We start from the raw sequence: 25740 nt of genomic DNA, 5'->3' as shown, positions 1-25740 counted from the left end.
GATGACCACCCCGAACGAAAAAGTCGTTGAAGCGCTGCGGGCCTCCCTCAAGGAAACCGAGCGGCTGCGCCGCCGGAACCAGGAGCTCGCCGACGCCTCCCGCGAACCCATCGCGATCGTCGGCATGAGCTGCCGCTTCCCCGGCGGAGTCGCCTCGCCCGAGGACCTGTGGAAGCTCGTCGAGAGCGGCGGCGACGCCATCTCGGGCTTCCCCGCCGACCGCGGCTGGGACGTCGAGTCGCTGTACGACCCCGACCCCGACCACCCCGGCACCACCTACGCCCGCCACGGCGGATTCCTCCACGAGGCCCCCGAGTTCGACCCGGCCTTCTTCGGGATCTCCCCGCGCGAGGCCCTCGCCATGGACCCCCAGCAGCGGCTCCTCCTGGAGACCACCTGGGAGGTCTTCGAACGGGCCGGCATCGACCCGGCGACCCTGCGCGGCAGCCGGGCCGGCGTCTTCGTCGGCGCGTCCGCCAACGCGTACGGCGCCGGCTCGGGCGACCTGCCCGACGGGGTGGAGGGACACCTCCTCACCGGCACCGCCTCCAGCGTCGTCTCCGGCCGCCTCGCGTACGTCTTCGGCCTGGAGGGCCCCGCCGCCACCGTCGACACGGCCTGCTCGTCCTCCTCCGTCGCCCTGCACATGGCCGTCCAGGCACTCCGCCAGGGCGAGTGCTCCCTGGCCCTGGCCGCCGGCGTCACCGTCCTCGCCGGCCCGGACGTCTTCGTCGAGTTCAGCCGCCAGCGCGGCCTGTCGCCCGACGGCCGCTGCAGGTCCTTCGCCGAGGCCGCCGACGGCACCGGCTGGTCCGAGGGCGTCGGCGTCCTCCTCGTGGAACGCCTCTCCGACGCCCGCCGCAACGGCCACCGCGTCCTCGCCCTCGTCCGCGGCTCCGCCGTCAACCAGGACGGCGCCAGCAACGGCCTCACCGCCCCCAACGGACCCGCCCAGCAGCGCGTCATCCGCCAGGCCCTCGAAAGCGCCCGCCTCACCCCCGCCGACATCGACGCCGTCGAGGCCCACGGCACCGGCACCACCCTCGGCGACCCGATCGAGGCCCAGGCCCTGCTCGCCGCCTACGGCCAGGACCGCCCGGCGGACCGGCCGCTGTGGCTGGGCTCCCTGAAGTCCAACATCGGACACACCCAGAACACGGCGGGCATCGCCGGCATCATCAAGATGGTCATGGCCATGCGGCACGGGGTCCTGCCGAAGACCCTGCACGTCGACGCGCCGACCTCGCACGTCGACTGGGAGGCCGGCGCGGTCTCCCTCCTCACCGAGCAGCAGCCGTGGCCGGAGACCGGGCGCCCCCACCGGGCCGGCGTCTCCGCCTTCGGCGTCAGCGGCACCAACGTCCACACCATCATCGAGCAGGCACCGGAGGCCGACCGCGCCCCCGGGCAGCAGCCCGACGGCACCGCACCGCAGCCGGCGCCGCAGGCCGTGCCGTGGCTGCTCTCGGCGAAGGGCCGGGACGCCCTCCGCGAGCAGGCGGCACGGCTCCTCGCGTACACCCGGGAGCACGAGGGGACCGCGCCGCTCGACATCGCGTGGTCGCTGGCGGCGGGCCGGGCGCAGTTCGAGGACCGGGCCGCGGTCGTCGCCGCGGACCGCGAGGGCCTGCTGGCCGGTCTGGCCGCGCTGGCGGAGGGCGGTTCCGCGGCGGGCGTGGTCACGGGCTCGCCGACCGGCGGGAAGACCGCCTTCCTCTTCACCGGGCAGGGCAGCCAGCGCCTCGGCATGGGCCGTGGGCTGTACGACGCCTTCCCGGCGTTCGCGGCCGCGCTGGACGTGGTCTGCGAGCGGCTGGAACTCCCGCTGAAGGAAGCCCTGTTCGGGTCGGACGCGGAGCTCCTGGACCGGACCGAGTACACCCAGCCCGCCCTGTTCGCGATCGAGGTCGCGCTGTTCCGGCTCGCCGAGTCGTGGGGCCTGAAGCCGGACTTCGTGGCCGGCCACTCCATCGGCGAGATCGCCGCCGCCCACGTGGCGGGCGTGCTGTCCCTGGAGGACGCGTGCACACTGGTCGCCGCCCGTGGCCGACTGATGCAGGCGCTCCCGGCCGGCGGTGTGATGATCGCCGTGCAGGCGTCGGAGGACGAGGTCCTGCCGCTGATCGGCGACGGCGACCGGGTGGGCATCGCCGCGGTCAACGGCCCGCAGTCGGTGGTCGTGGCCGGTGACGAGGACGCCGCCGTCGCCATCGCGGCCGGCTTCGAGACGCAGGGCCGGAAGACCAAGCGGCTGACGGTCAGCCACGCGTTCCACTCGCCGCACATGGACGGCATGCTCGACGACTTCCGGCAGGTGGTGGCGGGGCTGACCTTCGCCGCGCCCCGTATCCCGGTCGTGTCGAACCTGACCGGTGCCGTCGTCGCCGACGAGATGGGCGCGCCGGAGTTCTGGGTGCGGCACGTCCGTGAGGCGGTCCGCTTCCTCGACGGCGTACGCGCCCTCGAAGCGGCCGGTGTGACGGCGTACGTCGAGCTCGGGCCGGACGGAGTGCTGTCCGCCCTCGCGCAGGAGTGCGTGACCGAGGACGCCGTCTTCACACCCGTGCTCCGCAAGGGCCGCGACGAGGCCGAGACCCTCGTCACCGCCCTCGCCCGGGCCCACGCCCACGGCATCCGCGTCGACTGGCAGGCCTTCCTCGCCGGGACCGGCGCCCGCCGGGTCGACGACCTGCCCACCTACGCCTTCCAGCGGCAGCGCTACTGGATCGAGCCGGGCAGCCGCATCGGCGACCTCACGGCGGCCGGTCTGCAGGCAGCCGCGCACCCGCTGCTCGGCGCCGTGGTCGCCCTCGCCGACTCCGACGGCTTCGCCTTCACCGGCATGCTGTCCGCCGCCACCCACCCCTGGCTGGCCGACCACCAGGTGATGGGCAGCATCCTGCTCCCGGGAACGGCCTTCGTCGAGCTGGCGGTCTGGGCCGGTGACCAGGTCGGCTGCGACACCCTTGAGGAGCTGACCCTCGAAGCGCCGTTCATCCTGCCCGAACGCGGCGGCGTGCAGCTCCAGATCAACGTGAGCGCACCCGACGCCGACGGCTCCGGCCGACGCTCCTTCAGCCTCTCCTCCCGCCCGCAGGACAGCGCCGCCGACGAGCCCTGGACCCGGCACGCCGACGGTGTCCTCGCCCGCGCCGCCGTCCCGGCCCGGTCGGTGTTCGCGGCCGGGCAGTGGCCCCCGGCCGACGCCGAACCCCTCGCCACGGACGGCCTCTACACCGACCTGGCCGGGGTCGGCATGGGCTACGGCCCGGTCTTCCGCGGCCTCACCGCCGCCTGGCGGCAGGGCGACAGCGTCTACGCCGAGGTCGCCCTCCCCGAGGAAACCGCCGCCGCGGCCCGGGACTTCGGCCTCCACCCGGCGCTGCTGGACGCGGCCCTGCACACCCTGGGCCTCGGCGTGCCGGGCGGCACCGAGGGCGAGGGCCGGCTCCCGTTCGCCTGGAGCGGTGTGACCCTCCACGCGAGCGGCGCCGACGCCCTGCGCGTCCACCTCGCCCCGACCGGCGCGGGCGACGGCGTACGCCTGGAGATCGCGGACGTGACGGGCGCACCCGTCGCGACCGTCGACCGGCTCGTCCTGCGGGCCGTGTCGGCCGAGCAGGTCCAGGCCGCCCGCACCGCCCACCACGAGTCGGTGTTCCGCACGGAGTGGACGGCACTGCCCGCCGCTGCGGCCGACCCGGATGCCGACGAGGACCTGCGCGGCCGCTGGGCGGTCCTCGGCGCCGACGTCCCCACCGCCCTGCTCGGCCCGGACACCGACCACATCGCCGTCTACGCGGACCCGGCCGAGCTGGCCGCCGCGGTCGACGCCGGAGCACCCGTCCCGGAGACGGTGTTCGCCGCCTGCGCACCGGCCGGCTCCGCCGCGCCGGAGCTGTCCGCGGAGGCCGTGCACCGGGCCACGCACCACGCCCTCGCCCTCACCCGGACCTGGCTGGGGGAGGAGCCGTTCACCGGCGACCGGTTCGCCGGCACCCGCCTGGTCGTCCTCACCTCGGGCGCGGTCGCGGCCGGCGACGGCACCACCGGCACCGGCACGCTCACCGACCCCGTCCACGCGGCCGTCCGCGGCCTGCTGCGCTCCGCCCAGGCCGAGAACCCCGACCGGCTGCTGCTGCTCGACACCGACGGCACCGAGGACTCCGTACGCGCCCTGCCCGCCGCCCTCGCCGCCGCCCCGGCCGCAGGCGAGCCGGACCTCGCCCTGCGCGCCGGCACCGTCCTCGTGCCGCGCCTCGCCCGTGTGGCCCGGCAGCCCGAGGGAACCGAGCAGGAGGAGCAGCAGCCGGCCGCGGCCGGAGTCCGGTACGCGCCGGAGTCGACCGTACTGATCACCGGCGCCGGCGGTCTCCTCGGCGGGCTGATCGCCCACCGCCTCGTCGCCGAGCACGGCGTACGGCACCTGCTGCTCGTAGGCCGCCGCGGCGGCTCCACCCCCGAGGCCCAGCGCCTCGCCGACGAGCTCACCGCCGCGGGCGCCGCCTCGGTGACCTGGGCCGCCTGCGACGTCGCCGACCGCGACGCACTGGCCGCCGTACTGGCGGCGATACCCGCCGAGCACCCGCTCGGTGCGGTCGTCCACACCGCCGGCGTCCTCGACGACGGCGTGATCACCTCCCTCACCCCCGACCGCCTGTCGGCCGTCCTGCGCCCCAAGGCCGACGCGGCCGTCCACCTGCACGAGCTGACCCGGGACCTCGACCTCTCCGCGTTCCTCCTGTTCTCCTCCATCGGCGGCGTCTTCGGCGGCGCCGGCCAGGGCAACTACGCCGCCGCCAACGTCTTCCTCGACGCCCTCGCCCGGCACCGCCGGTCCCTCGGTCTCCCCGCCACCTCCCTGGCCTGGGCCCTGTGGGCCGACGGCTCGGGCATGGCCGGCAGCCTCACCGAAGCCGACGTCAGCCGCATGACCCGCGGCGGACTGCCCCCGCTCACCTCGGCCGAGGGCCTCGACCTGTTCGACCTCGCGCACCGCCTCGACGAGCCCGTACCCGTCCTGATGCGCATCGACCCCGCCGGGCTGCGCACCCAGGCCCAGGCCGGGGCCCTGTCCCCGCTGCTGCGCGGGCTCGTCCGGGTCCCCGCGCGCCGGTCCGCGGGCGCCGCGGCCGCCGGGGCGGCGGGCGCTTCCGGTCTGCGGCAGCGCCTCGCCGGCCTCCCGGCCGCCGAGCAGGAGCGCACGCTCCTCGACCTCGTCCGCAAGCAGGTCGCCGCGGCCCTGGGCTACCCGAACGCCGCCGCCGTCGAACCGGGCCGCTCCTTCAAGGAGCTCGGCTTCGACTCGCTCACCGCCGTCGAACTGCGCAACCTGCTCGGCGAGGCCACCGGCCGCCGCCTGCCCGCCACCCTCGTCTTCGACTACCCGACGGCCACCGCCCTGGCCCGGTACCTCCGCGAGGAGCTCGTCGGCGACCTCGCCGACGACGCCGCCACCGCCGCCACCGCGGCCGGCGCGGCCGGTGCCGGCCGCCTCCCGGCCCGACGGCGGGCCGCCGCCTCGGCACGCGCCGGCGCCGGCGACGACGACCCGATCGCCATCGTCGCCATGAACTGCCGCTTCCCCGGCGGCATCACCTCCCCCGAGGACCTGTGGCGGATGCTCGCCGAAGGCCGCGACGGCATCACCGCCTTCCCCGCCGACCGCGGCTGGGACCTCGACACCCTCTACAGCGACGACCCCGACCGCGAAGGCACCAGCTACGTCCGCGAAGGCGGCTTCCTCCACGAGGCCGCCGACTTCGACGCCGCCTTCTTCGGGATCTCCCCGCGCGAGGCCCTCGCCATGGACCCGCAGCAGCGCCTGCTGCTGGAGACCACCTGGGAGACCTTCGAACGCGCGGGCATCGACCCGACCGCCCTGCGCGGCAGCCGCACCGGCGTGTTCGTCGGCTCCAACGCCCAGGACTACCTCCAGCTCTGGCTCGACGACGCCAACGCCGCCGACCTCGAAGGCCACCTCGGCACCGGCAACGCGGCCAGCGTCGTCTCCGGCCGCATCTCCTACACCTTCGGGCTGGAGGGCCCGGCCGTCACCATCGACACGGCCTGCTCCTCGTCGCTCGTCACCCTGCACCTCGCCGCCCAGGCCCTGCGCCGCGGCGAGTGCGCGATGGCCCTCGCCGGCGCGGTGACCGTCATGTCCACGCCCGGCGCGTTCACCGAGTTCAGCCGCCAGCGCGGCCTGGCCGGGAACGGCCGCATCAAGGCGTTCGCCGCGGCCGCCGACGGCACGATCTGGTCCGAAGGTGTCGGCCTGCTGCTCCTGGAGCGGCTCTCCGACGCCCGCCGCAACGGCCACCCCGTCCTCGCCGTGGTCCGCGGCACCGCCGTCAACCAGGACGGCGCCTCCAACGGCCTGACCGCCCCCAACGGCCCCTCCCAGCAGCGCGTCATCCGCGAGGCCCTCACCGACGCCGGCCTCACCGCCGCCGAGGTCGACGCCGTCGAGGCGCACGGCACGGGCACCCGGCTCGGCGACCCGATCGAGGCCCAGGCGCTGCTCGCCACGTACGGACAGGACCGGCCGGAAGACCGGCCGCTGTTCCTGGGCTCGGTGAAGTCGAACATCGGACACACCCAGGCCGTCGCCGGCGCCGCCGGCGTCATCAAGATGGTCATGGCCATGCGGCACGGGCTGCTCCCGCAGACCCTCCACATCGACGAGCCGACGCCCTACGTCGACTGGTCCGCCGGCGACATCGAGCTCCTCACCGAGCAGCGGGCCTGGCCCGAGACCGGGCGCCCGCGCCGCGCCGGCATCTCCTCGTTCGGCTACAGCGGCACCAACGCCCACGCCGTCCTCGAACAGGCACCGCAGCACACCCCCGAAGCGGCGTCCACGACGACGTCCACGGAGCCTGCCGCACCGACCGCGGCCGGGCTCCCGGCCCCGGCGGTCCTGCCGTGGACGGTCTCCGGCCGCACGGCGGCAGCCCTGCGTGCCCAGGCGGCGCGCCTGCGCCCCGCCGCGGCCGACGCCCTGGCCGCGTCCGGCGCCCGGGGCGCGCTCGACCTCGGCCACTCCCTCGCCGTGCACCGGGCCGCCCTGGAGCACCGCGCGGTGCTGTTCGGCGAGCCGTCGGACGGCGAGGCACTCCTCGCCCGCCTGGACGCCCTCGCGGCCGGCGAGCAGGCTCCGGGTCTGGTGCAGGGCTCGGTGTCGGGCGGCGGACTTGCCTTCCTGTTCACAGGACAGGGCAGCCAGCGCCTCGGCACGGGCCGCGAGCTGTACGACGCCCACCCCGTGTACGCCGAGGCCTTCGACGCCGTCTGCGAGAAGCTCGCCCTTCCGCTGAAGGACGTCCTGTTCGGGACGGACACGGCCCTGCTGGACCGCACGGAGTGGACCCAGCCGGCGCTGTTCGCCGTCGAGGTGGCGCTGTTCCGCCTCGTCGAGTCGTGGGGTGTGCGGCCGGACTTCGTGGCCGGCCACTCCATCGGCGAGATCGCCGCCGCGCACGTCGCGGGCGTCCTGTCCCTGGACGACGCGTGCACGCTCGTCGCGGCCCGCGGCCGGCTGATGCAGGCGCTCCCGGCCGGCGGCGCCATGATCGCCCTGCAGGCCTCGGAGGACGAGGTCCTGCCGCTGCTGACGGACCGGGTGGGCATCGCCGCGGTCAACGGCCCGCAGTCGGTGGTGATCGCCGGCGACGAGGACGCTGCGGTCGCCATTGCGGAGTCGTTCGCCGATCGCAAGACCAAGCGGCTGACGGTCAGCCATGCGTTCCACTCGCCGCACATGGACGGCATGCTGGACGACTTCCGTGAGGTGGTGGAGGGCCTGTCCTTCGCCGCGCCGCGGATCCCGGTCGTGTCGAACCTGACCGGTGCCCTCGTCACCGACGAGATGGACTCCGCCGAGTTCTGGGTGCGGCACGTCCGCGAGGCCGTCCGCTTTCTCGACGGCGTACGCGCCCTGGAAGCCGCCGGTGCGACCACCTTCATCGAGCTGGGCCCGGACGGCGTGCTGTCCTCCCTCGCCCAGGAGTGCCTGACGGGCACGGCCGACGTCGCCTTCGTGCCGGTACTGCGCGCGGGGCGGCCGGAGGCGGAGACGGCGGTCGCCGCCGTCGCCCGGGCCTACGTGCGGGGCGTCGAGGTCGACTGGTCCGCGTTCTTCGCCGGTACGGGCGCGGAGCGCGTCGAACTGCCGACGTACGCCTTCCAGCGGCAGCGCTACTGGCCGGAGAAGTCCCTGTCGGGCGGCAGCGCCGCTCCCGCCGTGGCACCCGGCGCGGTGGACGCCCGCTTCTGGGACGCGGTGGAGCACGGGGACCTCGCATCCCTGGCCGCCGAGCTGGAGGTGGACGCCGACGCGCCGTTCAGCGAGCTCGTCCCCGCCCTGTCCGCATGGCGGCGACAGGGCCAGGAGCAGTCCGAGGTGGACGGCTGGCGCTACCGCGTGTCGTGGAAGCCGCTGGCGGATGCCGCGGCCGGTGGCGTGCGGCTGTCCGGTGCCTGGCTGGTGGTGACCCCCGCCGCCGGTGCCGACGGTGTCTCCGCCGTGGTGGACGCGCTGGCCGGCCGCGGTGCCGAGGTCCGGCAGGTGGTGGTCGAGCCCGGTGCCGACCGTGGCACTGTGGCCGGTCTGCTCTCCGGGGCCGGTTCGGTGGCCGGTGTGGTGTCGCTGCTCGCGCTGGACGAGGCTGCGGGCGTGGTGCCCACGGCCGTGCTCGTGCAGGCGCTGGGGGACGCCGGGGTGGAGGCTCCGCTGTGGTGCCTGACCCGGGGCGCGGTGAGCGTGGGCCGTTCGGACCGGCTCGTCTCGGCGGTGCAGGCCCAGACGTGGGGTCTGGGCCGGGTGGCCGCCCTGGAGCTGCCCGAGCGCTGGGGCGGTCTGGTGGACCTGCCCGAGGTGTGGGACGAGCGGGCCATGGCCCGACTCGTCGGCCTCCTGGCCGGCGGTGCGGCCGGTGAGGACCAGATCGCGGTGCGGTCGTCGGGCGTCTTCGGACGCCGGCTCGTGCACGCGGCTCGTGCGGAGGGTTCTGCGTCCTGGACGCCGTCCGGGACGGTCCTGGTGACCGGCGGCACGGGCGCCCTCGGTGGCCACGTGGCCCGCTGGCTGGCCGGTGCGGGCGCCGAGCGGCTGGTGCTGACCAGCCGCCGCGGCACCGACGCTCCGGGTGCCGCCGAACTGGCCGCCGAGCTGGCGGAACTCGGTGCCGAGGTGTCGGTCGTCGCGTGTGATGCCGCCGACCGGGACGCCCTGCGGGAGCTGCTGGCCGCCGAGGCCGAGACCCTGACCGCGGTCGTCCACACCGCCGGAATCCTCGACGACGGCGTCCTGGACGCCCTGACGCCCGAGCGTTTCGAGAGCGTCCTGCGGGCCAAGGCCGACTCGGCGCTCAACCTGCACGAGATGACCGTCGAGCTGGGTATCGAGCTCTCCGCGTTCGTGCTGTTCTCCTCCATGAGCGGCACCATCGGTGCGGCCGGGCAGGCCAACTACGCCGCCGCCAACGCCTGCCTCGACGCCCTGGCCGAGCAGCGGCGCGCAGCCGGGCTGGCCGCGACCTCCCTCGCCTGGGGTCCGTGGGCCGAGGGCGGCATGGCCGCCGACGAGGCCCTCGAAGCCCGGATGCGCCGGGGCGGCGTACCGCCCATGAACGCGGACCTCGCCATCACCGCGCTCCGGCAGGCCGTCGGCTCCGACGATGCGGCCCTGACGATCGCCGACTTCGACTGGGCGACGTTCGCGCCCGGCTTCACGGCGGTACGCGCAGGCCGGCTGCTCGGCGACCTGCCCGAGGCCGAGGCCGCCACCGCAGGTACGCAGCCCGCAGGCGACCGCACCGACCGCTCGGGTGTGCCGCTCGCCGCGCACCTCGGGAGCCTGACCGAGAGCGACCGGGAGCCGTTCCTGCTCGACCTCGTCCGCACCCGCGTCGCCGAAGTGCTCGGCCACTCCGGTGCCGAGGACATCGAGGCCGGACGGGCCTTCCGCGAGATCGGCTTCGACTCGCTCACCGCCGTCGAACTCCGCAACCGGCTCGGCGCGACCACCGGACTGCGCCTGCCGGCCACGCTCGTCTACGACTACCCGACACCGGCCGCGCTCGCCGCCCACCTCCTCGCCGAACTCCTCGGCACGCACGCCGCGGCCACCGGCCCGGCGGCCGCGGCCGCCGACGACGACGACCCGATCGCGATCGTCGCGATGAGCTGCCGCTTCCCCGGCGGGGTCCGCACCCCCGAGGACCTCTGGCAGCTGCTGGCGTCCGGCACCGACGCCATCTCCGACCTCCCCCTCGACCGCGGCTGGGACCTCGACGCCCTGTACGACGCCGATCCGGGCGCCCAGGGCACCTCGTACACCCGGCAGGGCGGCTTCCTCTACGACGCCGCCGACTTCGACGCCGACTTCTTCGGCATCTCGCCGCGCGAGGCCCTCGCCATGGACCCGCAGCAGCGCCTGCTGCTGGAGACCTCCTGGGAGGCGTTCGAACGGGCCGGCATCGACCCCGAGGCCCTGCGCGGCAGCCAGGCCGGCGTGTTCGTCGGCACCAACGGCCAGGACTACCTGTCCGTGCTCCTGGAGGACCCGTCCGGTCTCGAAGGCCACCTGGGCACGGGCAATGCCGCGAGCGTCGTCTCCGGCCGCCTGTCGTACGTGTTCGGCCTCGAAGGCCCGGCGGTCACCGTCGACACCGCCTGCTCCTCGTCCCTGGTCGCCCTGCACTGGGCGATCCAGGCGCTCCGCAACGGCGAATGCGGCCTCGCCCTCGCCGGCGGTGTGACGGTGATGTCGACGCCCGGCACGTTCATCGAGTTCAGCCGGCAGCGCGGGCTCGCCGCCGACGGCCGGATCAAGGCCTTCGCGGCCGGCGCGGACGGCACGGGCTGGGGCGAGGGCGTCGGCATGCTGCTCGTGGAGCGGCTGTCGGACGCCCGGCGCAACGGCCACCCGGTGCTGGCGGTCGTCCGCGGCTCGGCCGTCAACCAGGACGGCGCGAGCAACGGTCTGACGGCGCCCAACGGGCCCTCGCAGCAGCGCGTCATCCGGCAGGCGCTCGCGAGCGCCGGCCTGTCGGCCGCGGACGTGGACGCCGTCGAGGCCCACGGCACGGGCACCACCCTCGGCGACCCGATCGAGGCCCAGGCGCTGCTCGCCACGTACGGCCGGAACCGCACGGACGGCGAGCCGCTGCTCCTCGGCTCCATCAAGTCCAACATCGGCCACACGCAGGCCGCCGCCGGCGTCGCGGGCGTCATCAAGATGGTGCTGGCCATCCAGCACGGAGTGCTGCCCCAGAGCCTCCACATCGACGCGCCCTCGCACCGGGTGGACTGGGAGGCGGGCGAGATCGAGCTGCTCACCGAGCGCCGCGCATGGCCCGAGACGGGCCGTCCGCGCCGGGCCGGCATCTCCTCGTTCGGCTTCAGCGGCACCAACGCCCACACGATCATCGAGCAGGCCCCGTCGGCGCAGACGGCACCCGAGGCGGAGGGGACCCCCCTGCCGCTGCCGCTGCCGCTGCTCGTCTCGGCGAAGAGCGAGGCGGCACTCCGCGCCCAGGCCGACGGCCTGCACGCGCGGCTGCTCGCCGACCCCGCACTCCGTCCGGCCGACGTCGGCGCGACCCTGGCGACCGGACGCTCGGCCTTCGAAACCCGCGCGGCGGTGGTGGCCGCCGACCGGGCTGGCCTGCTCGCCGGCCTCACCGCGCTGGCGGCGGGCGACTCGGCGGCCGGGCTGGTCACGGGATCGCCGGCCGGAGGCAAGGTCGCCTTCCTCTTCACGGGGCAGGGCAGCCAGCGCCTCGGCATGGGCCGTGAACTCTACGACGCGTTCCCCGTGTTCGCGGACGCGCTGGACGAGGTATGCGCCTGGTTCGACCTCGACGTGCCCCTCAAGGACGTCCTGTTCGGAACGGACGCGGCTGGGCCGGACCGAACCGATGTGCTGGACCGCACGGAGTACACGCAGCCGGCCCTGTTCGCCGTCGAGGTGGCGCTGTTCCGCCTCGTGGCGAACTGGGGCCTGAAGCCGGACTTCCTGTCCGGCCACTCCATCGGCGAGATCGCGGCCGCGCACGTCGCCGGGGTCCTCTCGCTGCCCGACGCGTGCGCACTGGTCGCGGCCCGCGGCCGGCTGATGCAGGCGCTCCCGGCCGGCGGGGCCATGATCGCCCTGCAGGCCTCGGAGGACGAGGTCCTGCCGCTGCTCGGCGATTCCGACCGCGTGGGCATCGCCGCGATCAACGGCCCGCAGTCGGTCGTGGTCGCGGGTGACGAGGACGCGGCCGTCGCCGTCGCGGAGGCCTTCCAGACCCAGGGCCGGAAGACCAAGCGGCTGACGGTCAGCCACGCGTTCCACTCGCCGCACATGGACGGCATGCTGGACGACTTCCGCCGCGTGGTCGACGGCCTGTCCTTCGACGCCCCGCGCATCCCGGTCGTGTCCAACCTGACCGGCGCCCTCGTCTCGGACGAGATGGGCGCGCCGGAGTTCTGGGTGCGGCACGTCCGCGAGGCGGTCCGCTTCCTCGACGGCATCTGCGCCCTGGAGGACGCGGGCGTCACGACGTACGTCGAGCTCGGGCCGGACGGCGTGCTGTCCGCCCTCGGCCAGGAATGCGTCCGCGAGACCGGAGCCGCCTTCGTGCCCGCCGTACGCAAGGGCCGTCCGGAGGCCGAAGCGGTGATGACCGCCCTGGCCCGGAGCCATGTCCGCGGCATCCCCGTCGACTGGCAGGCCGTCTACGGGGCCGGTGCCGTACGGGTCGACCTGCCGACGTACGCCTTCCAGCGCCGCCGGTACTGGCCGGAGGCCGCACTGGTGCAGCGGCGCGTGGCCGCGGGCAGCGGATCGGACGCCGACGGCCTGCGCTACCGCGTGTCGTGGAGGCCGCTGGCGGATGCCGCGGCCGGTGGCGTGCGGCTGTCCGGTGCCTGGCTGGTGGTGACCCCCGCCGCCGGTGGCGACGGTGTCTCCGCCGTGGTGGACGCGCTGGCCGGCCGCGGTGCCGAGGTCCGGCAAATGGCCGTCGAGTCGGGTGTCGATCGCGGTGCCCTGGCCGGTCTGCTGGCCGAGGCCGGGGCCGGTTCGGTGGCCGGTGTGGTGTCGCTGCTCGCGCTGGACGAGGCTGCGGGCGTGGTGCCCACGGCCGTGCTCGTGCAGGCGCTGGGGGACGCCGGGGTGGAGGCTCCGCTGTGGTGCCTGACCCGGGGCGCGGTGAGCGTGGGCCGTTCGGACCGGCTCGTCTCGGCGGTGCAGGCCCAGACGTGGGGTCTGGGCCGGGTGGCCGCCCTGGAGCTGCCCGAGCGCTGGGGCGGTCTGGTGGACCTGCCCGAGGTGTGGGACGAGCGGGCCATGGCCCGACTCGTCGGCCTCCTGGCCGGCGGTGTTGCCGGTGAGGACCAGGTCGCCGTCCGCTCCTCCGGGGTCTTCGGACGTCGGCTCGTCCGCGCCGCGGCAGGCACCTCCGCGTCCTGGACGCCGTCCGGGACGGTGCTGGTGACCGGCGGCACGGGTGCCCTCGGTGGCCACGTGGCCCGCTGGCTGGCCGGTGCGGGCGCCGAGCGGCTGGTGCTGGCCAGCCGCCGGGGCACCGACGCTCCGGGTGCCGCCGAACTGGCCGCCGAGCTGGCGGAACTCGGCGTCGAGGTGTCGGTCGTGGCCTGCGACGCCGCCGACCGGGACGCCCTGCGGACCCTGCTCGCGGCCGAGGCCGAGACGCTCACCGCGGTCGTCCACACCGCCGGAATCCTCGACGACGGCGTCCTGGACGCCCTGACGCCCGAGCGTTTCGAGAGCGTCCTGCGGGCGAAGGCGACGTCCGCGCTCCACCTCCACGAGCTGACCGTCGAACTCGGCATCGAGCTCTCGGCCTTCGTGCTCTTCTCCTCCGTCACCGGGATGTGGGGAACCGCCGGGCAGGCCAACTACGCCGCCGCGAACGCCTACCTGGACGCCCTGGCCGAGCAGCGGCGCGCCGCGGGCCTGGCCGCGACCTCCCTCGCCTGGGGTCCGTGGGCCGAGGGCGGCATGGCCGCCGACCAGGCGCTAGAAGCCCGCATGCGCAAGGGCGGCGTACCGCCGATGGCCGCGGGGTCGGCCGTCGACGCCCTCCGGCGCGCGCTCGACGCGCACGACACCGTCGTCGCCGTCGCGGACGTGGACTGGGAGCGTTTCGCCCCCGGCTTCACGGCGGTGCGCCCCAGCCGCCTCCTCGCCGAACTGCCCGAGGCCCGCGGCGCCTTCGCCTTCGCCGGCCAGCCCGGTGGCGATGGCCCGGGTGACACGCCCGCGGGCGGCCGCCACCCCCTCGCGCAGCGGCTGGCGGGTCTCACCGCGGCCGAGCGGGACCGGCTGCTGCTCGACCTCGTGCGCAAGGAGGTCGCCGCGGTCCTCGGCCACGCCGGCGCGGAGAGCATCGCCGCGGGACGGGCGTTCAAGGAGCTCGGCTTCGAGTCGCTGACGGCCGTCGAGCTGCGCAACCGGCTCGGCGCGGCCACCGGGCTGCGCCTCCCGGCCACCCTGATCTACGACTACCCGACCTCCGTCGACCTGGCGGACCACCTCCGTGCCGAACTCCTCGGCACCGGCGCCGAGTCGGCCGCCTCGGCCCCGGCGACCCGGGCCGCCGCCGACGACGATCCGATCGCGATCGTCGCGATGAGCTGCCGCTTCCCCGGCGGGGTGCGTACCCCCGAGGAGCTCTGGCAGCTGCTGGCCACCGGCGGCGACGCCATCGGTGAGTTCCCGGCCGACCGCGGCTGGGACGCCGAGGAGCTGTTCGGGCCGCGGTTCGGGCAGGACGCCTCGTACGCCCGCGAAGGCGGATTCCTGTACGACGTCGCCGAGTTCGACCCGGCGTTCTTCGGGATCTCGCCCCGTGAGGCCCTGGCCATGGACCCGCAGCAGCGGCTGCTGCTGGAGACCTCGTGGGAGGCGTTCGAGCGGGCCGGCATCGACCCCTCGTCGGTGCGGGGCAGCCGGACCGGCGTGTTCGTCGGCACCAACGGCCAGGACTACCTGTCGCTCGTGCTGAACTCCGCCGACGGCGGCGACGGCTTCATGAGCACCGGAAACTCCGCCAGTGTCGTCTCCGGCCGGCTCTCCTACGTCTTCGGGCTCGAAGGCCCGGCCGTCACCGTCGACACCGCCTGCTCGGCGTCCCTCGTGGCACTGCACCTCGCCGTGCAGGCGCTCCGCAGCGGCGAGTGCTCGATCGCGCTCGCCGGCGGTGTCACCGTCATGTCGACGCCGGGCGCCTTCGTCGAGTTCAGCCGGCAGGGCGGGCTCGCCGCGGACGGCCGGATCAAGGCGTTCGCGGCCGGCGCGGACGGCACGGGCTGGGGCGAGGGCGTCGGCATGCTGCTCGTGGAGCGGCTGTCGGACGCCCGGCGCAACGGGCACCCGGTGCTGGCGGTCGTGCGCGGCTCGGCCGTCAACCAGGACGGTGCGAGCAACGGTCTGACGGCGCCCAACGGGCCCTCGCAGCAGCGCGTCATCCGTGCCGCCCTGGCGAGCGCCGGTCTGTCGGCCGCCGAGGTCGACGCGGTCGAGGCGCACGGCACCGGCACCAAGCTGGGCGACCCGATCGAGGCCCAGGCGCTGCTGGCCACGTACGGCCAGGACCGCGCGGACGGCGAGCCGCTGCTCCTCGGCTCGATCAAGTCCAACATCGGGCACACCCAGGCCGCGGCCGGTGTCGCGGGCGTCATCAAGATGGTCATGTCCATGCGCCACGGGCTGCTTCCGCAGACCCTGCACGTGGACGAGCCCACCCCGCACGTCGACTGGACCGCGGGCGACATCGAGCTCCTCACCGAGCGGCGGGCCTGGCCCGAGACCGGGCGCCCGCGCCGCGCCGGCGTGTCCTCGTTCGGTGTCAGCGGCACGAACGCCCACACCATCCTCGAACAGGCACCGACGGCCCCGGCCCCCGAGCCCGCCGAGCCGGCCGGACCCGAGAGCCCCGGCACCTGGCCGTGGATCCTGTCGGGCCGCACGGAGCCGGCCCTGCGCCGGCAGGCCGCCCGGCTCCTCGCACACCTCGACGGGCACGGCGAGCCGCGGCCGGTGGACATCGGCCACTCGCTCGCGGCCGGCCGGGCGGTCCTCGACCACCGCGCCGTCATCGTCGCCGACACGGGGGAGGAGTACCGCGAGGCGCTGACCGCGCTCGCTGCGGGCGACTCCGCCGCCGGGCTCACCCGGGGCGTTGCGCGGGCGGAACGGCAGGTGGCCTTCCTGTTCACCGGGCAGGGCAGCCAGCGCCTCGGCATGGGGCGCGGGCTGTACGACACCCACCCGGTGTTCGCGGACGCGCTGGACGCGATCTGCGCCCGCATGGACGCCCACCTGGAACTGCCGCTGAAGGAGGTGCTGTTCGGCGCGGACGCCGATCTGCTGGACCGGACCGAATACACCCAGCCGGGGCTGTTCGCGGTCGAGGTGGCGCTGTACCGGCTCGTCGAGAGCCGAGGCGTGCGCCCGGACTTCCTGTCCGGTCACTCCATCGGTGAGATCGCCGCCGCGCACGTGGCGGGCGTCCTCTCCCTGGACGACGCGTGCGCCCTGGTGGCGGCGCGCGGCCGCCTGATGCAGGCCCTGCCCGCCGGCGGGGCGATGATCGCGGTGCAGGCCTCGGAGGACGAGGCCCTCCCGCTGCTGGGCGACACCGGCCGGGTGGGCATCGCGGCTGTCAACGGCCCCCGGTCGGTCGTCATCGCCGGTGACGAGGATGCCGCGGCGGCGATCGCCGGGCGTTTCGAGGCGGACGGCCGGAAGACCAAGCGGCTGACCGTCAGCCACGCCTTCCACTCGCCGCACATGGACGGCATGCTGGCCGACTTCCGCAAGGTCGCCGAGCAGCTCACGTACACCGCCCCGCGCATCCCGGTCGTGTCCTGCCTGACCGGCGCCCTCGTCACCGACGAGATGGGATCGGCCGACTTCTGGGTGCGGCACGTCCGCGAGGCGGTCCGCTTCCTCGACGGCATCCGCACCCTGGAAGCCGCCGGCGTCACCGCGTACGTCGAACTCGGCCCCGACGGCGTGCTGTCCGCGCTCGCCCAGGACTGCCTGACCGGCGACGGCAGCACCGGCGGCGCCGACAGCGCCGTCTTCGCGGCCGTGCTCCGCAAGGGCCGGCCCGAGGCCGAGACCCTCGCCGCCGCCCTCGGCCGGGCCCACGTCCACGGGGTGGGCGTCGACTGGACGGCGTACTTCGCCGGCACCGGCGCCCGGCAGGTCGACCTGCCCACGTACGCCTTCCAGCGCGAGCGCTACTGGGTCGACTCCTTCGCCGCGGCCGAGGACGCCGCCTCGCTCGGCATCGAGCCGGCCGGGCACCCGCTGCTCGGCGCCGCGGTCGAACTGCCCGGGACGGGCGGGTTCCTGTACACCGGCCGGCTCTCCCGCCGGACGCACCCGTGGCTGGCCGACCACGTCGTGGCCGACTCCGCGGTCGTGCCCGGCGCGGCCCTCGTCGAGCTCGCGCTGCGGGCCGGGGACGAGGCCGGCTGCCGGCACCTGGAGGAGCTGACCGGCGAGGAGCCGCTCGTCCTCCCCGAGGACGGAGCCGTACAGCTCCGGCTCACCGTGGGCGGAGCCGACGACACCGGCCGCCGCCCGGTGGAGATCCACAGCCGCACGGAGGCGGGCGACGGTGACGGGCCGTCCGGCGGCGCCTGGTCCCGGCACGCCACCGGGTTCCTCGCCGCGGACGCGGACGGGGCCGAGGGCACCGGTGAGGCCGCCGAGGCCGACGGCACCGCACCCTGGCCGCCCGCCGACGCCGACGAGGTGTCCGTCGACGCGGTCCGCGACCGGCTCGCGGCCGCGGGCCTCTACCACGGGCCCGCCCTCCGTACCCTGACCGGAGTCTGGGTACGGGGCGGCGAGGTCTTCGCGCAGGCCCGCCTGTCCGACGGGCTGCGCGCCTCCGCGGGCGGATTCGCCCTGCACCCGGCCCTGCTCGACACCGCCGTCCAGGCGCTCGCGGCGACCGCTGCCGACACCGGTGACACGGCCGCCCGCGAACCCCTCACCTGGCGCGGCGTGTCGCTGCACGCGGTCGGCGCGGACACCCTGCGCCTGCGGATCACCGCCCGCGACGGCGCCGGCACCGTGTCCGTCGAACTGGCCGACGAGCAGGGCGCGCCCGTCGCGTCCGTCCGGGAGCTGGTGACCCGGGAGCTCGACGCCGAGCGGTTCGCGGCGGCCCCGGACGGGGCGCCGCAGGACGGTCTGTTCCGCCTCGACTGGGTGCGTACGGCGGCGCCGGCCCGCCCGGCTGCCGCGACCCTCGCGGTCATCGCAGACGCCTCGGGCACCACCACCGACACGCACGCCCGCCTGGCCGCCGCGCTGGGCGGGGCGGGAGTTCCCGCCGCCGCGTACGACGGTCTCGGCGCACTGGACGCGGCCGTCGCGGCCGGGAAGCAGCCGCTGCCCGACACCGTGGTCGTCCCGTTCATGACGCCCGCGGCCGACACCGCCGGCCCCGACGGCACCCCGGCACCGGACGCCGACCGCCTCGCGCAGGACGTGCGGGAGGCGACGCACCGCGTGCTCGCGACCGTGCAGGGCTGGCTGGACAACGGCCGCTTCGCCGGCGCCCGCCTGGCCGTCGTCACCCGCGGCGCGGTGGCCGCCCACCGGGACACCGAGGCGGGCGACCTCGCCCACACCCCGGTGTGGGGCCTGCTGCGGGCCGCGCAGACCGAGCACCCGGACCGGTTCGTCCTCGTCGACCTCGACGACGCCGAGGCCTCCGGCCGGGCCCTGCCCGCCGCCCTCGCGTCCGCCGAACCCGAACTGGCCGTACGCGGCGGGGCCCTGTACGCCCCCCGCCTGGCCCGGGCGGACGCCCGCACGGCAGCCACCGGCGAACCGGCGGCAGCCGGCCGCATCGACACACGCGGCACGGTCCTGGTCACCGGAGCCGGCGGCGGCCTCGCCGGCCTCCTCGCCCGCCACCTGGTCGCCGAACACGGCGTACGGCACCTGCTGCTCACCGGCCGCCGGGGCGCCGACACCGAGACCGCACCCGAACTGACCGCCCGGCTCACCGCGTTGGGTGCCGAGGTCACCTGGGCGGCGTGCGACGTCGCCGACCGGGACGCGCTGGCCGCGCTCCTGGAGTCCGTACCGGCCGACCGCCCGCTGACGGCGGTCGTGCACACCGCGGCCGTGCTGGACGACGGCATCGTGGACCTGCTCACCCCCGAGCGCGTCGACCGGGTCCTGCGGCCCAAGGTGGACGGGGCGCTGCACCTGCACGAACTCACCCGTCACCTCGACCTGTCGGCGTTCGTCCTGTTCTCCGCCGCCGCCGGCACCCTCGGTGCCGCCGGCCAGGCCAACTACGCCGCGGCGAACGTGTTCCTCGACGCCCTCGCCCGGCACCGGCGGGCCCACGGCCTGGCCGCCGTGTCCCTGGTGTGGGGCATGTGGGCCGAGGAGCGCGGCATGGCGGGCAGGCTCACCGGGGCGGAGCGGGAACGCGCCGCACGCGGCGGGGTCGCCCCGCTGTCGGCGGCGGAGGGCCTGGCCCTCTTCGACGCCTCCCTTGCCGCCGCGGACGACGAGCCGGTCCTGCTGCCGATCGGCCTCGACCTGCCGACCCTGCGGGCCCGGGCGGCGGACGGCGGGCTCCTGCCCGTGTTCCGCGGTCTGGTCCGGACTCCGGTCCGGCAGCGGCACGCGGCATCGCCGGCACCCGGCGCGAACGGCGCGGCGGACACGGCCGCGGCCGCCGCCACCGGAACCGGAACCGGGGGCCAGACGCTCACCGAACGGCTGGCCGGCCTGCCGGCGGCCGAGCGGGAGCGGACCGTGGTGGACCTGGTCCGCGGCCAGGTGGCCGCCGTACTCGGGTACAGGTCGGCGGAAGCCATCGGAGAGGAGCAGGCGTTCAAGGAGCTCGGCTTCGACTCGCTGACCGCCGTCGAACTCCGCAACCGGCTCGGCGCGGCCGCCGGCCTCCGGCTGCCCGCCACCCTGATCTACGACTACCCGACCCCGGCCGCCCTCGCCCGGCACCTGCTGGACGAGGTCGCCCCGGACGGCACGGCGGAGCGGAAGCTCTCCGTACTGGAGGAACTCGACCGCCTGGAAAGCACCTTCTCCTCGCTGGACCCGGCGGAACTGGCCGCAGCGGCCGGCGACGACGCGGTCCACGCACGCATCGCGGTGCGCCTCCAGACCCTCCTCGCCCAGTGGAACGACGCCCGCCGGAACGACGGCGCGACCACCGCCGCGGACGAGATCGAGGACGCGAGCGACGACGAGCTGTTCGCGCTCATCGACAAGAAGTTCGGCCAGGGCTGAACCCCACCCACCCCCAGGCCGTACCGCCGGAACCCCTGTTCCGGCGGTACGGCCACCGCCTTCCCGAATTTCCTCAAATATCCTCGGGCCCGCCGAGGTTCCCAGAACTCCCTTGAACTTCCTTGAATTCCCCTGAGTCCCACCGCGGTCTCGACCACGCGAATAGGTGAAGCGCCAGTGGCGAACGAAGCAAAGCTCCGCGAATACCTCAAGAAGGTCACAACGGATCTCGACGAGGCGTACGGACGCCTGCGGGACATCGAAAGCCAGGCCCACGAGCCCATCGCCATCACGGCCATGGGCTGCCGCTACCCGGGCGGTGTCCGCACCCCCGAGGAACTGTGGGACCTGCTCGCCTCCGGCGGCGACGCCCTCACCGCGTTCCCCACCGACCGGGGCTGGGACCTGGACCACCTGTTCTCCGACGACCCCGACGAGCAGGGCACCTCCACCACCCGCGAGGGCGGCTTCCTCGGCGGCGCCTCCGCGTTCGACGCCGACTTCTTCGGGATCTCCCCGCGCGAGGCCATGGCCATGGACCCGCAGCAGCGCCTGCTGCTGGAGACCTCCTGGGAGGCGTTCGAACGGGCCGGCATCGACCCGGGCGGCCTCCGCGGCAGCCAGTGCGGCGTCTTCGTCGGCATGAACGGCTCGGACTACCTGACCCCGCTGCTGGAGGCGGCCGACGACTACGCGGGCCACCTCGGCACCGGCAACGCCTCCAGCGTCCTGTCCGGCCGCCTCTCCTACACCTTCGGCCTCGAAGGCCCGGCCGTCACCGTCGACACCGCCTGCTCGGCCTCGCTCGTCGCCCTCCACCTGGCCGTGCAGGCGCTGCGGGCGGGGGAGTGCACCCTGGCCGTCGCCGGCGGCGTGCACGTGATGTCCACCCCCGGCCTCTTCGTCGAGTTCAGCAAGCAGCGCGGACTGTCCGCGGACGGCCGGTGCAAGGCGTTCGCCGCCGGAGCCGACGGCTTCGGCCCCGCCGAGGGCGTGGGCGTGCTGCTGCTGGAGCGGCTCTCCGACGCACGGAGGAACGGCCGCCCCGTACTGGCCGTGGTCCGCGGCTCCGCGGTCAACCAGGACGGCGCGAGCAACGGCCTGACCGCCCCCAACGGGCCGTCGCAGCAGCGCGTCATCCGGCAGGCCCTCGCCAACGCCCGGCTCTCCGCCGACCAGGTCGACGCGGTCGAGGCCCACGGCACGGGAACGTCGCTCGGCGACCCGATCGAGGCACAGGCGCTGCTCGCGACGTACGGGCAGGACCGCCCGGCGGACCTGCCGCTGATGCTGGGGTCGGTCAAGTCGAACATCGGGCACACCCAGGCCGCCGCCGGTGTCGCCGGTGTGATGAAGATGGTCCTGGCCATGCAGCACGGCGTGCTGCCGCAGAGCCTCCACATCAACGAGCCGTCCCCGCACGTGGACTGGGAGTCCGGCGCCGTCGCCCTGCTCACGGAGCGGACGCCGTGGCCCGGGACGACGCATCCGCGACGCGCGGGCGTGTCGGCGTTCGGGTTCAGCGGCACGAACGCACACGTGATCGTGGAGCAGGCGCCGGAAGCGGAAGCGGAGGCCCCGGAGACGGAGGCCCGCTCGGGCATGCCGGGGATGCCGGTGGTGCCGTGGGTGCTGTCGGGCAGGAGCGCGGCCGCGCTGCGGGCGCAGGCGCAGCGGCTGACGGACTGGGCAGCCGGTGCGCCTGGGGTGGACCCGGTGGACGTGGGCTGGTCGCTGGCGTCCGCGCGGGCGGCGCTGGAGCACCGCGCCGTGGTGCTGGGCGACCACGCCGCCGGCGTTGCCGCGGTGGCGTCGGGCGGGCTGGCCGCGGGTGTGGTGACCGGGTCCGTGGTCGGCGGGAAGACCGCGTTCGTGTTCCCCGGACAGGGGTCGCAATGGGTGGGCATGGCCGAGGCGCTGATGGACGCTTCACCTGTGTTCGCGACCCGGGTGGATGAGTGTGCGAAGGCGCTGGAGCCCTTCACCGACTGGTCGTTGACGGATGTCCTGCGCGGTGTCGAGGGCGCGCCCTCGCTGGACCGCGTGGACGTGGTGCAGCCGGCCCTGTTCTCGGTGATGGTGTCGTTGGCGGAGGTCTGGCGGGCCGCGGGCGTGCGGCCCGGCGCGGTGATCGGCCACTCGCAGGGCGAGATCGCCGCCGCGTGCGTCGCCGGGATCCTCTCCCTGGACGACGCGGCGCGGGTGGTGGCTCTGCGGAGTCAGGCGATCGGGCGGGTGCTGGCCGGTCTGGGCGGCATGGTGTCCGTGCCGCTGCCGGCTGCCGAGGTGCGGGAGCGGATTGCGGCGTGGGGTGAGGAGCGGATCTCGGTTGCCGCTGCCAATGGGCCGTCCTCGGTGGTGGTGTCGGGTGAGGTCCAGGCTCTGGACGAGTTCCTGGCCGCGTGTGAGGCCGATGGCGTGCGGGCCAAGCGGATCGCGGTGGACTACGCCTCGCACTCCGCGCAGGTGGAGCTGCTGCGTGAGGAGCTCGCGGAGCTGCTGGCGCCGATCGAGCCCCGGGCCGCCGAGGTTCCGTTCCTGTCCACCGTCACCGGTGAGTGGGTCAAGGGTCCGGAGCTGGACGCCGGGTACTGGTTCCGCAACCTGCGGCAGACGGTGGAGCTGGAGAACGCCACCCGTTCTCTCCTCGACCAGGGCTTCGGGATGTTCGTCGAGTCCAGCCCGCACCCGGTGCTGACCGTCGGTATCCAGGAGACGGTGGAGGACGCGGGTCGTGAGGCCGCCGTCCTCGGCTCCCTGCGCCGCAACGAAGGCGGCCTGGAACGGTTCTGGCTCTCGCTGGGCGAGGCCTGGGCCCGGGGCGCCGGCGTGGACTGGGAGGCCGTGTTCGCCGGCACCGGCGCCCGGCGCGTGGACCTGCCGACCTACGCCTTCCAGTCCCGGCGGTACTGGCCGGAGGCAGCCCCCGCCGAGCCGGAGGGGCTCCAGGCGGAGAGCGCGGCCGACGCCCGGTTCTGGAACGCCGTCGAACGCGAGGACGTCACGGCCCTGGCCGAAGCCCTCGCCTTCGACACCCCCGACGCGATCCGGTCGCTCGGTACGGTTCTGCCCGGCCTCTCCTCGTGGCGGAGGCAGAGCCGTGAGGAGTCCACGGTCGACGGCTGGCGCTACCGCGTCACCTGGAAGGCCCTCGCCGACACCACCGCCACCCGGCTGTCGGGCGCCTGGCTGATCGTCGTGCCCGAGGCGCTGTCCGGTCCGGCCGGGGACACGGCCGCCGCCGTCCTGCGCACCCTCGCCGACCGCGGTGCCGAGGTCCGTACCGTCACCGTGGCGGCCGACGCGGCCGACCGGGAGACGCTGACCGCCGCCATCGAGGCCGCCGACGCGCCGACCGCCCCGGCCGGGGTCCTCTCCCTCCTCGCCCTCGGCGACGGCAACCACTTCGCCGCGGGGCTCGCGCTGTCCCAGGCCCTCGGCGACGCCGACGTCGCCGCGCCCCTGTGGTGCGTCACCCGCGGCGCGGTCGCCGCCGGGCGCTCCGACCGGGTCGAGGCCCCGGAACAGGCCCTCGTCTGGGGTCTGGGACGCGTCGCCTCCATGGAGCAGGGCGGCCGCTGGGGCGGCCTGGTCGACCTGCCCGCGCAGGCCGACGACCGGGCCCTGGAACGGCTCGTCGGGGTCCTGGCCGGCGACGGCACCGAGGACCAGGTCGCCGTACGGCCCTCCGGGATCCTCGTACGGCGCCTCGTCCGCGCCCGCCTGGACGGGACTGCGCCGGTACGGGACTGGCGCCCCGGCGGCACGACGCTGGTCACCGGCGGCACGGGCGTGCTCGGCGCGCACGTGGCCCGCTGGCTCGCCGCGAACGGCGCCGAGCACCTCGTCCTCGCCGGCCGCCGCGGCCCCGACGCCCCCGGCGCGGACGCCCTGCGCGAGGAACTCACCGCGCTCGGCACCGAGGTGACGATCACCGCCTGCGACATGGCCGACCGGGACGCCGTCGCCGCGCTGCTCGCCGCCGTCCCCGCGGACCGGCCGCTCACCGCGGTGTTCCATGCCGCCGCGGCCGTCGACGACGGGGTCATCGAGACGCTCACCCCCGAGCAGGTGGCCGCCGTCCTGCGGGTCAAGGTCGACGCGACCCGGCACCTGCACGAGCTGACCCGCGACCTCGACCTGTCCGCGTTCGTCCTCTTCTCCTCCTTCGCCGCCACCTTCGGCGCCCCCGGACAGGGCAACCAGGCACCCGGCAACGCCTTCCTCGACGCCTTCGCCGAGTACCGGCGGGCCGCCGGCCTGCCCGCCACCTCCCTCGCCTGGGGCCCCTGGGGCAGCGCGGACCCGGACGACAGCGCGGCCGGCGACCGGATGCGCCGCCACGGCATCCTCGCCATGCGGCCCGAGCGGACCCTGGCCTCGCTGCGGCACGCCCTGGACCGCGACGAGACCACCCTGACCGTGGTCGACATGGACTGGAAGCGGTTCACCCTCGCCTTCACCGCCGACCGGGCCCGGCCGCTGCTCCTGGACCTCCCCGAGGCCCGGCGGGTCATCGAGAGCGCGGAGCGGGAGTCCGCCGAAGACCTGACCGGGGGAGTGCCGATCGGCCGACAGCTCGCCGGACTGCCCGAGGTCGAACAGGAACGCCTCCTGCTGGACCTGGTGCGCACGGCCGTCGCCGCCGTCCTCGGCCACGCCGACCTGACCGCCGTCGAAGCCGGCCGCGCCTTCAAGGAGCTCGGCTTCGACTCCCTCACCTCAGTCGAACTCCGCAACCGCCTCGGCGCGGTCAGCGGGCTGAAGCTGCCGGCCAGCCTGGTCTTCGACCACCCCACCCCGGCCGCCGTCGCCGCCTTCCTGCGCGCCGGGATCGTGCCCGACGCGGTGGCCGGAGGGGCCCCGCTGCTGGAGGAGCTCGACCGGCTGGAGTCCGTCCTCGAACAGGGCACCGCCGACAACGTCGTACGGGCCCGGGTCACCATGCGGCTCCAGGCACTGATGGCCAAGTGGAACGCCGACGAGGACCCGGCCGCGGCCGCACGGCAGGCCGGTACGGCCGCCGCGGACGGCTCCGCGCCCGGCCTCGGCCACGGCGGCACGGAAGACGACCCGGACGCCGGCCCCGACGGGGTCGAGCACCTCCAGGACGCGACCGACGAGGAGCTGTTCGCCTTTATCAACAAGGGCCTCGGCCGTTATTGACGGCCTGCCGATTATTGGTGAAGATGGCCAGCCCCCTGCGTAATCGACGGTAATTCGTCCGGGGGCCGCTGCCCCCTGCACACTCCGGCTCCCTGGGGTGTGTAGGGGGCAGTTAGGGGTTGTCGGGGAGATTGAGCGGCAAATAGCCTGCCGCCGAGCAATCGCTTCGCTCGATATGCGAGGCGCCGCATTTCCGATGTCAATTCTCGGCTCTGCGCTCAGTCTTTTCCGATGCCGTCTGCTGCAAATTGGGTGGTTGCGTT

The 25740-nt window shown here is 75.3% G+C and carries 2 protein-coding genes; both read left to right on the top strand.

The genetic code is table 11. The features are described 5' to 3' along the window. Position 1 precedes the first annotated feature (1 nt). Positions 2-20311: a type I polyketide synthase gene (locus tag ACIQUT_RS36370; RefSeq protein ID WP_403569501.1), complete on the top strand. Its 20310-nt coding sequence runs from the start codon at positions 2-4 to the stop codon at positions 20309-20311. A 177-nt stretch (positions 20312-20488) separates the two neighbouring features. Next, positions 20489-25477, top strand: a complete 4989-nt coding sequence (locus ACIQUT_RS36365) for a type I polyketide synthase (protein ID WP_403569499.1) — start codon at positions 20489-20491, stop codon at positions 25475-25477. Positions 25478-25740: the final 263 nt, after the last annotated feature.

Source organism: Streptomyces sp. NPDC090445 (genome assembly GCF_044769385.1).
GTDB lineage: Bacteria > Actinomycetota > Actinomycetes > Streptomycetales > Streptomycetaceae > Streptomyces.
Note: the sequence above shows the minus strand (reverse complement) of the source record. Positions and strands in the feature narration are given on the sequence as shown.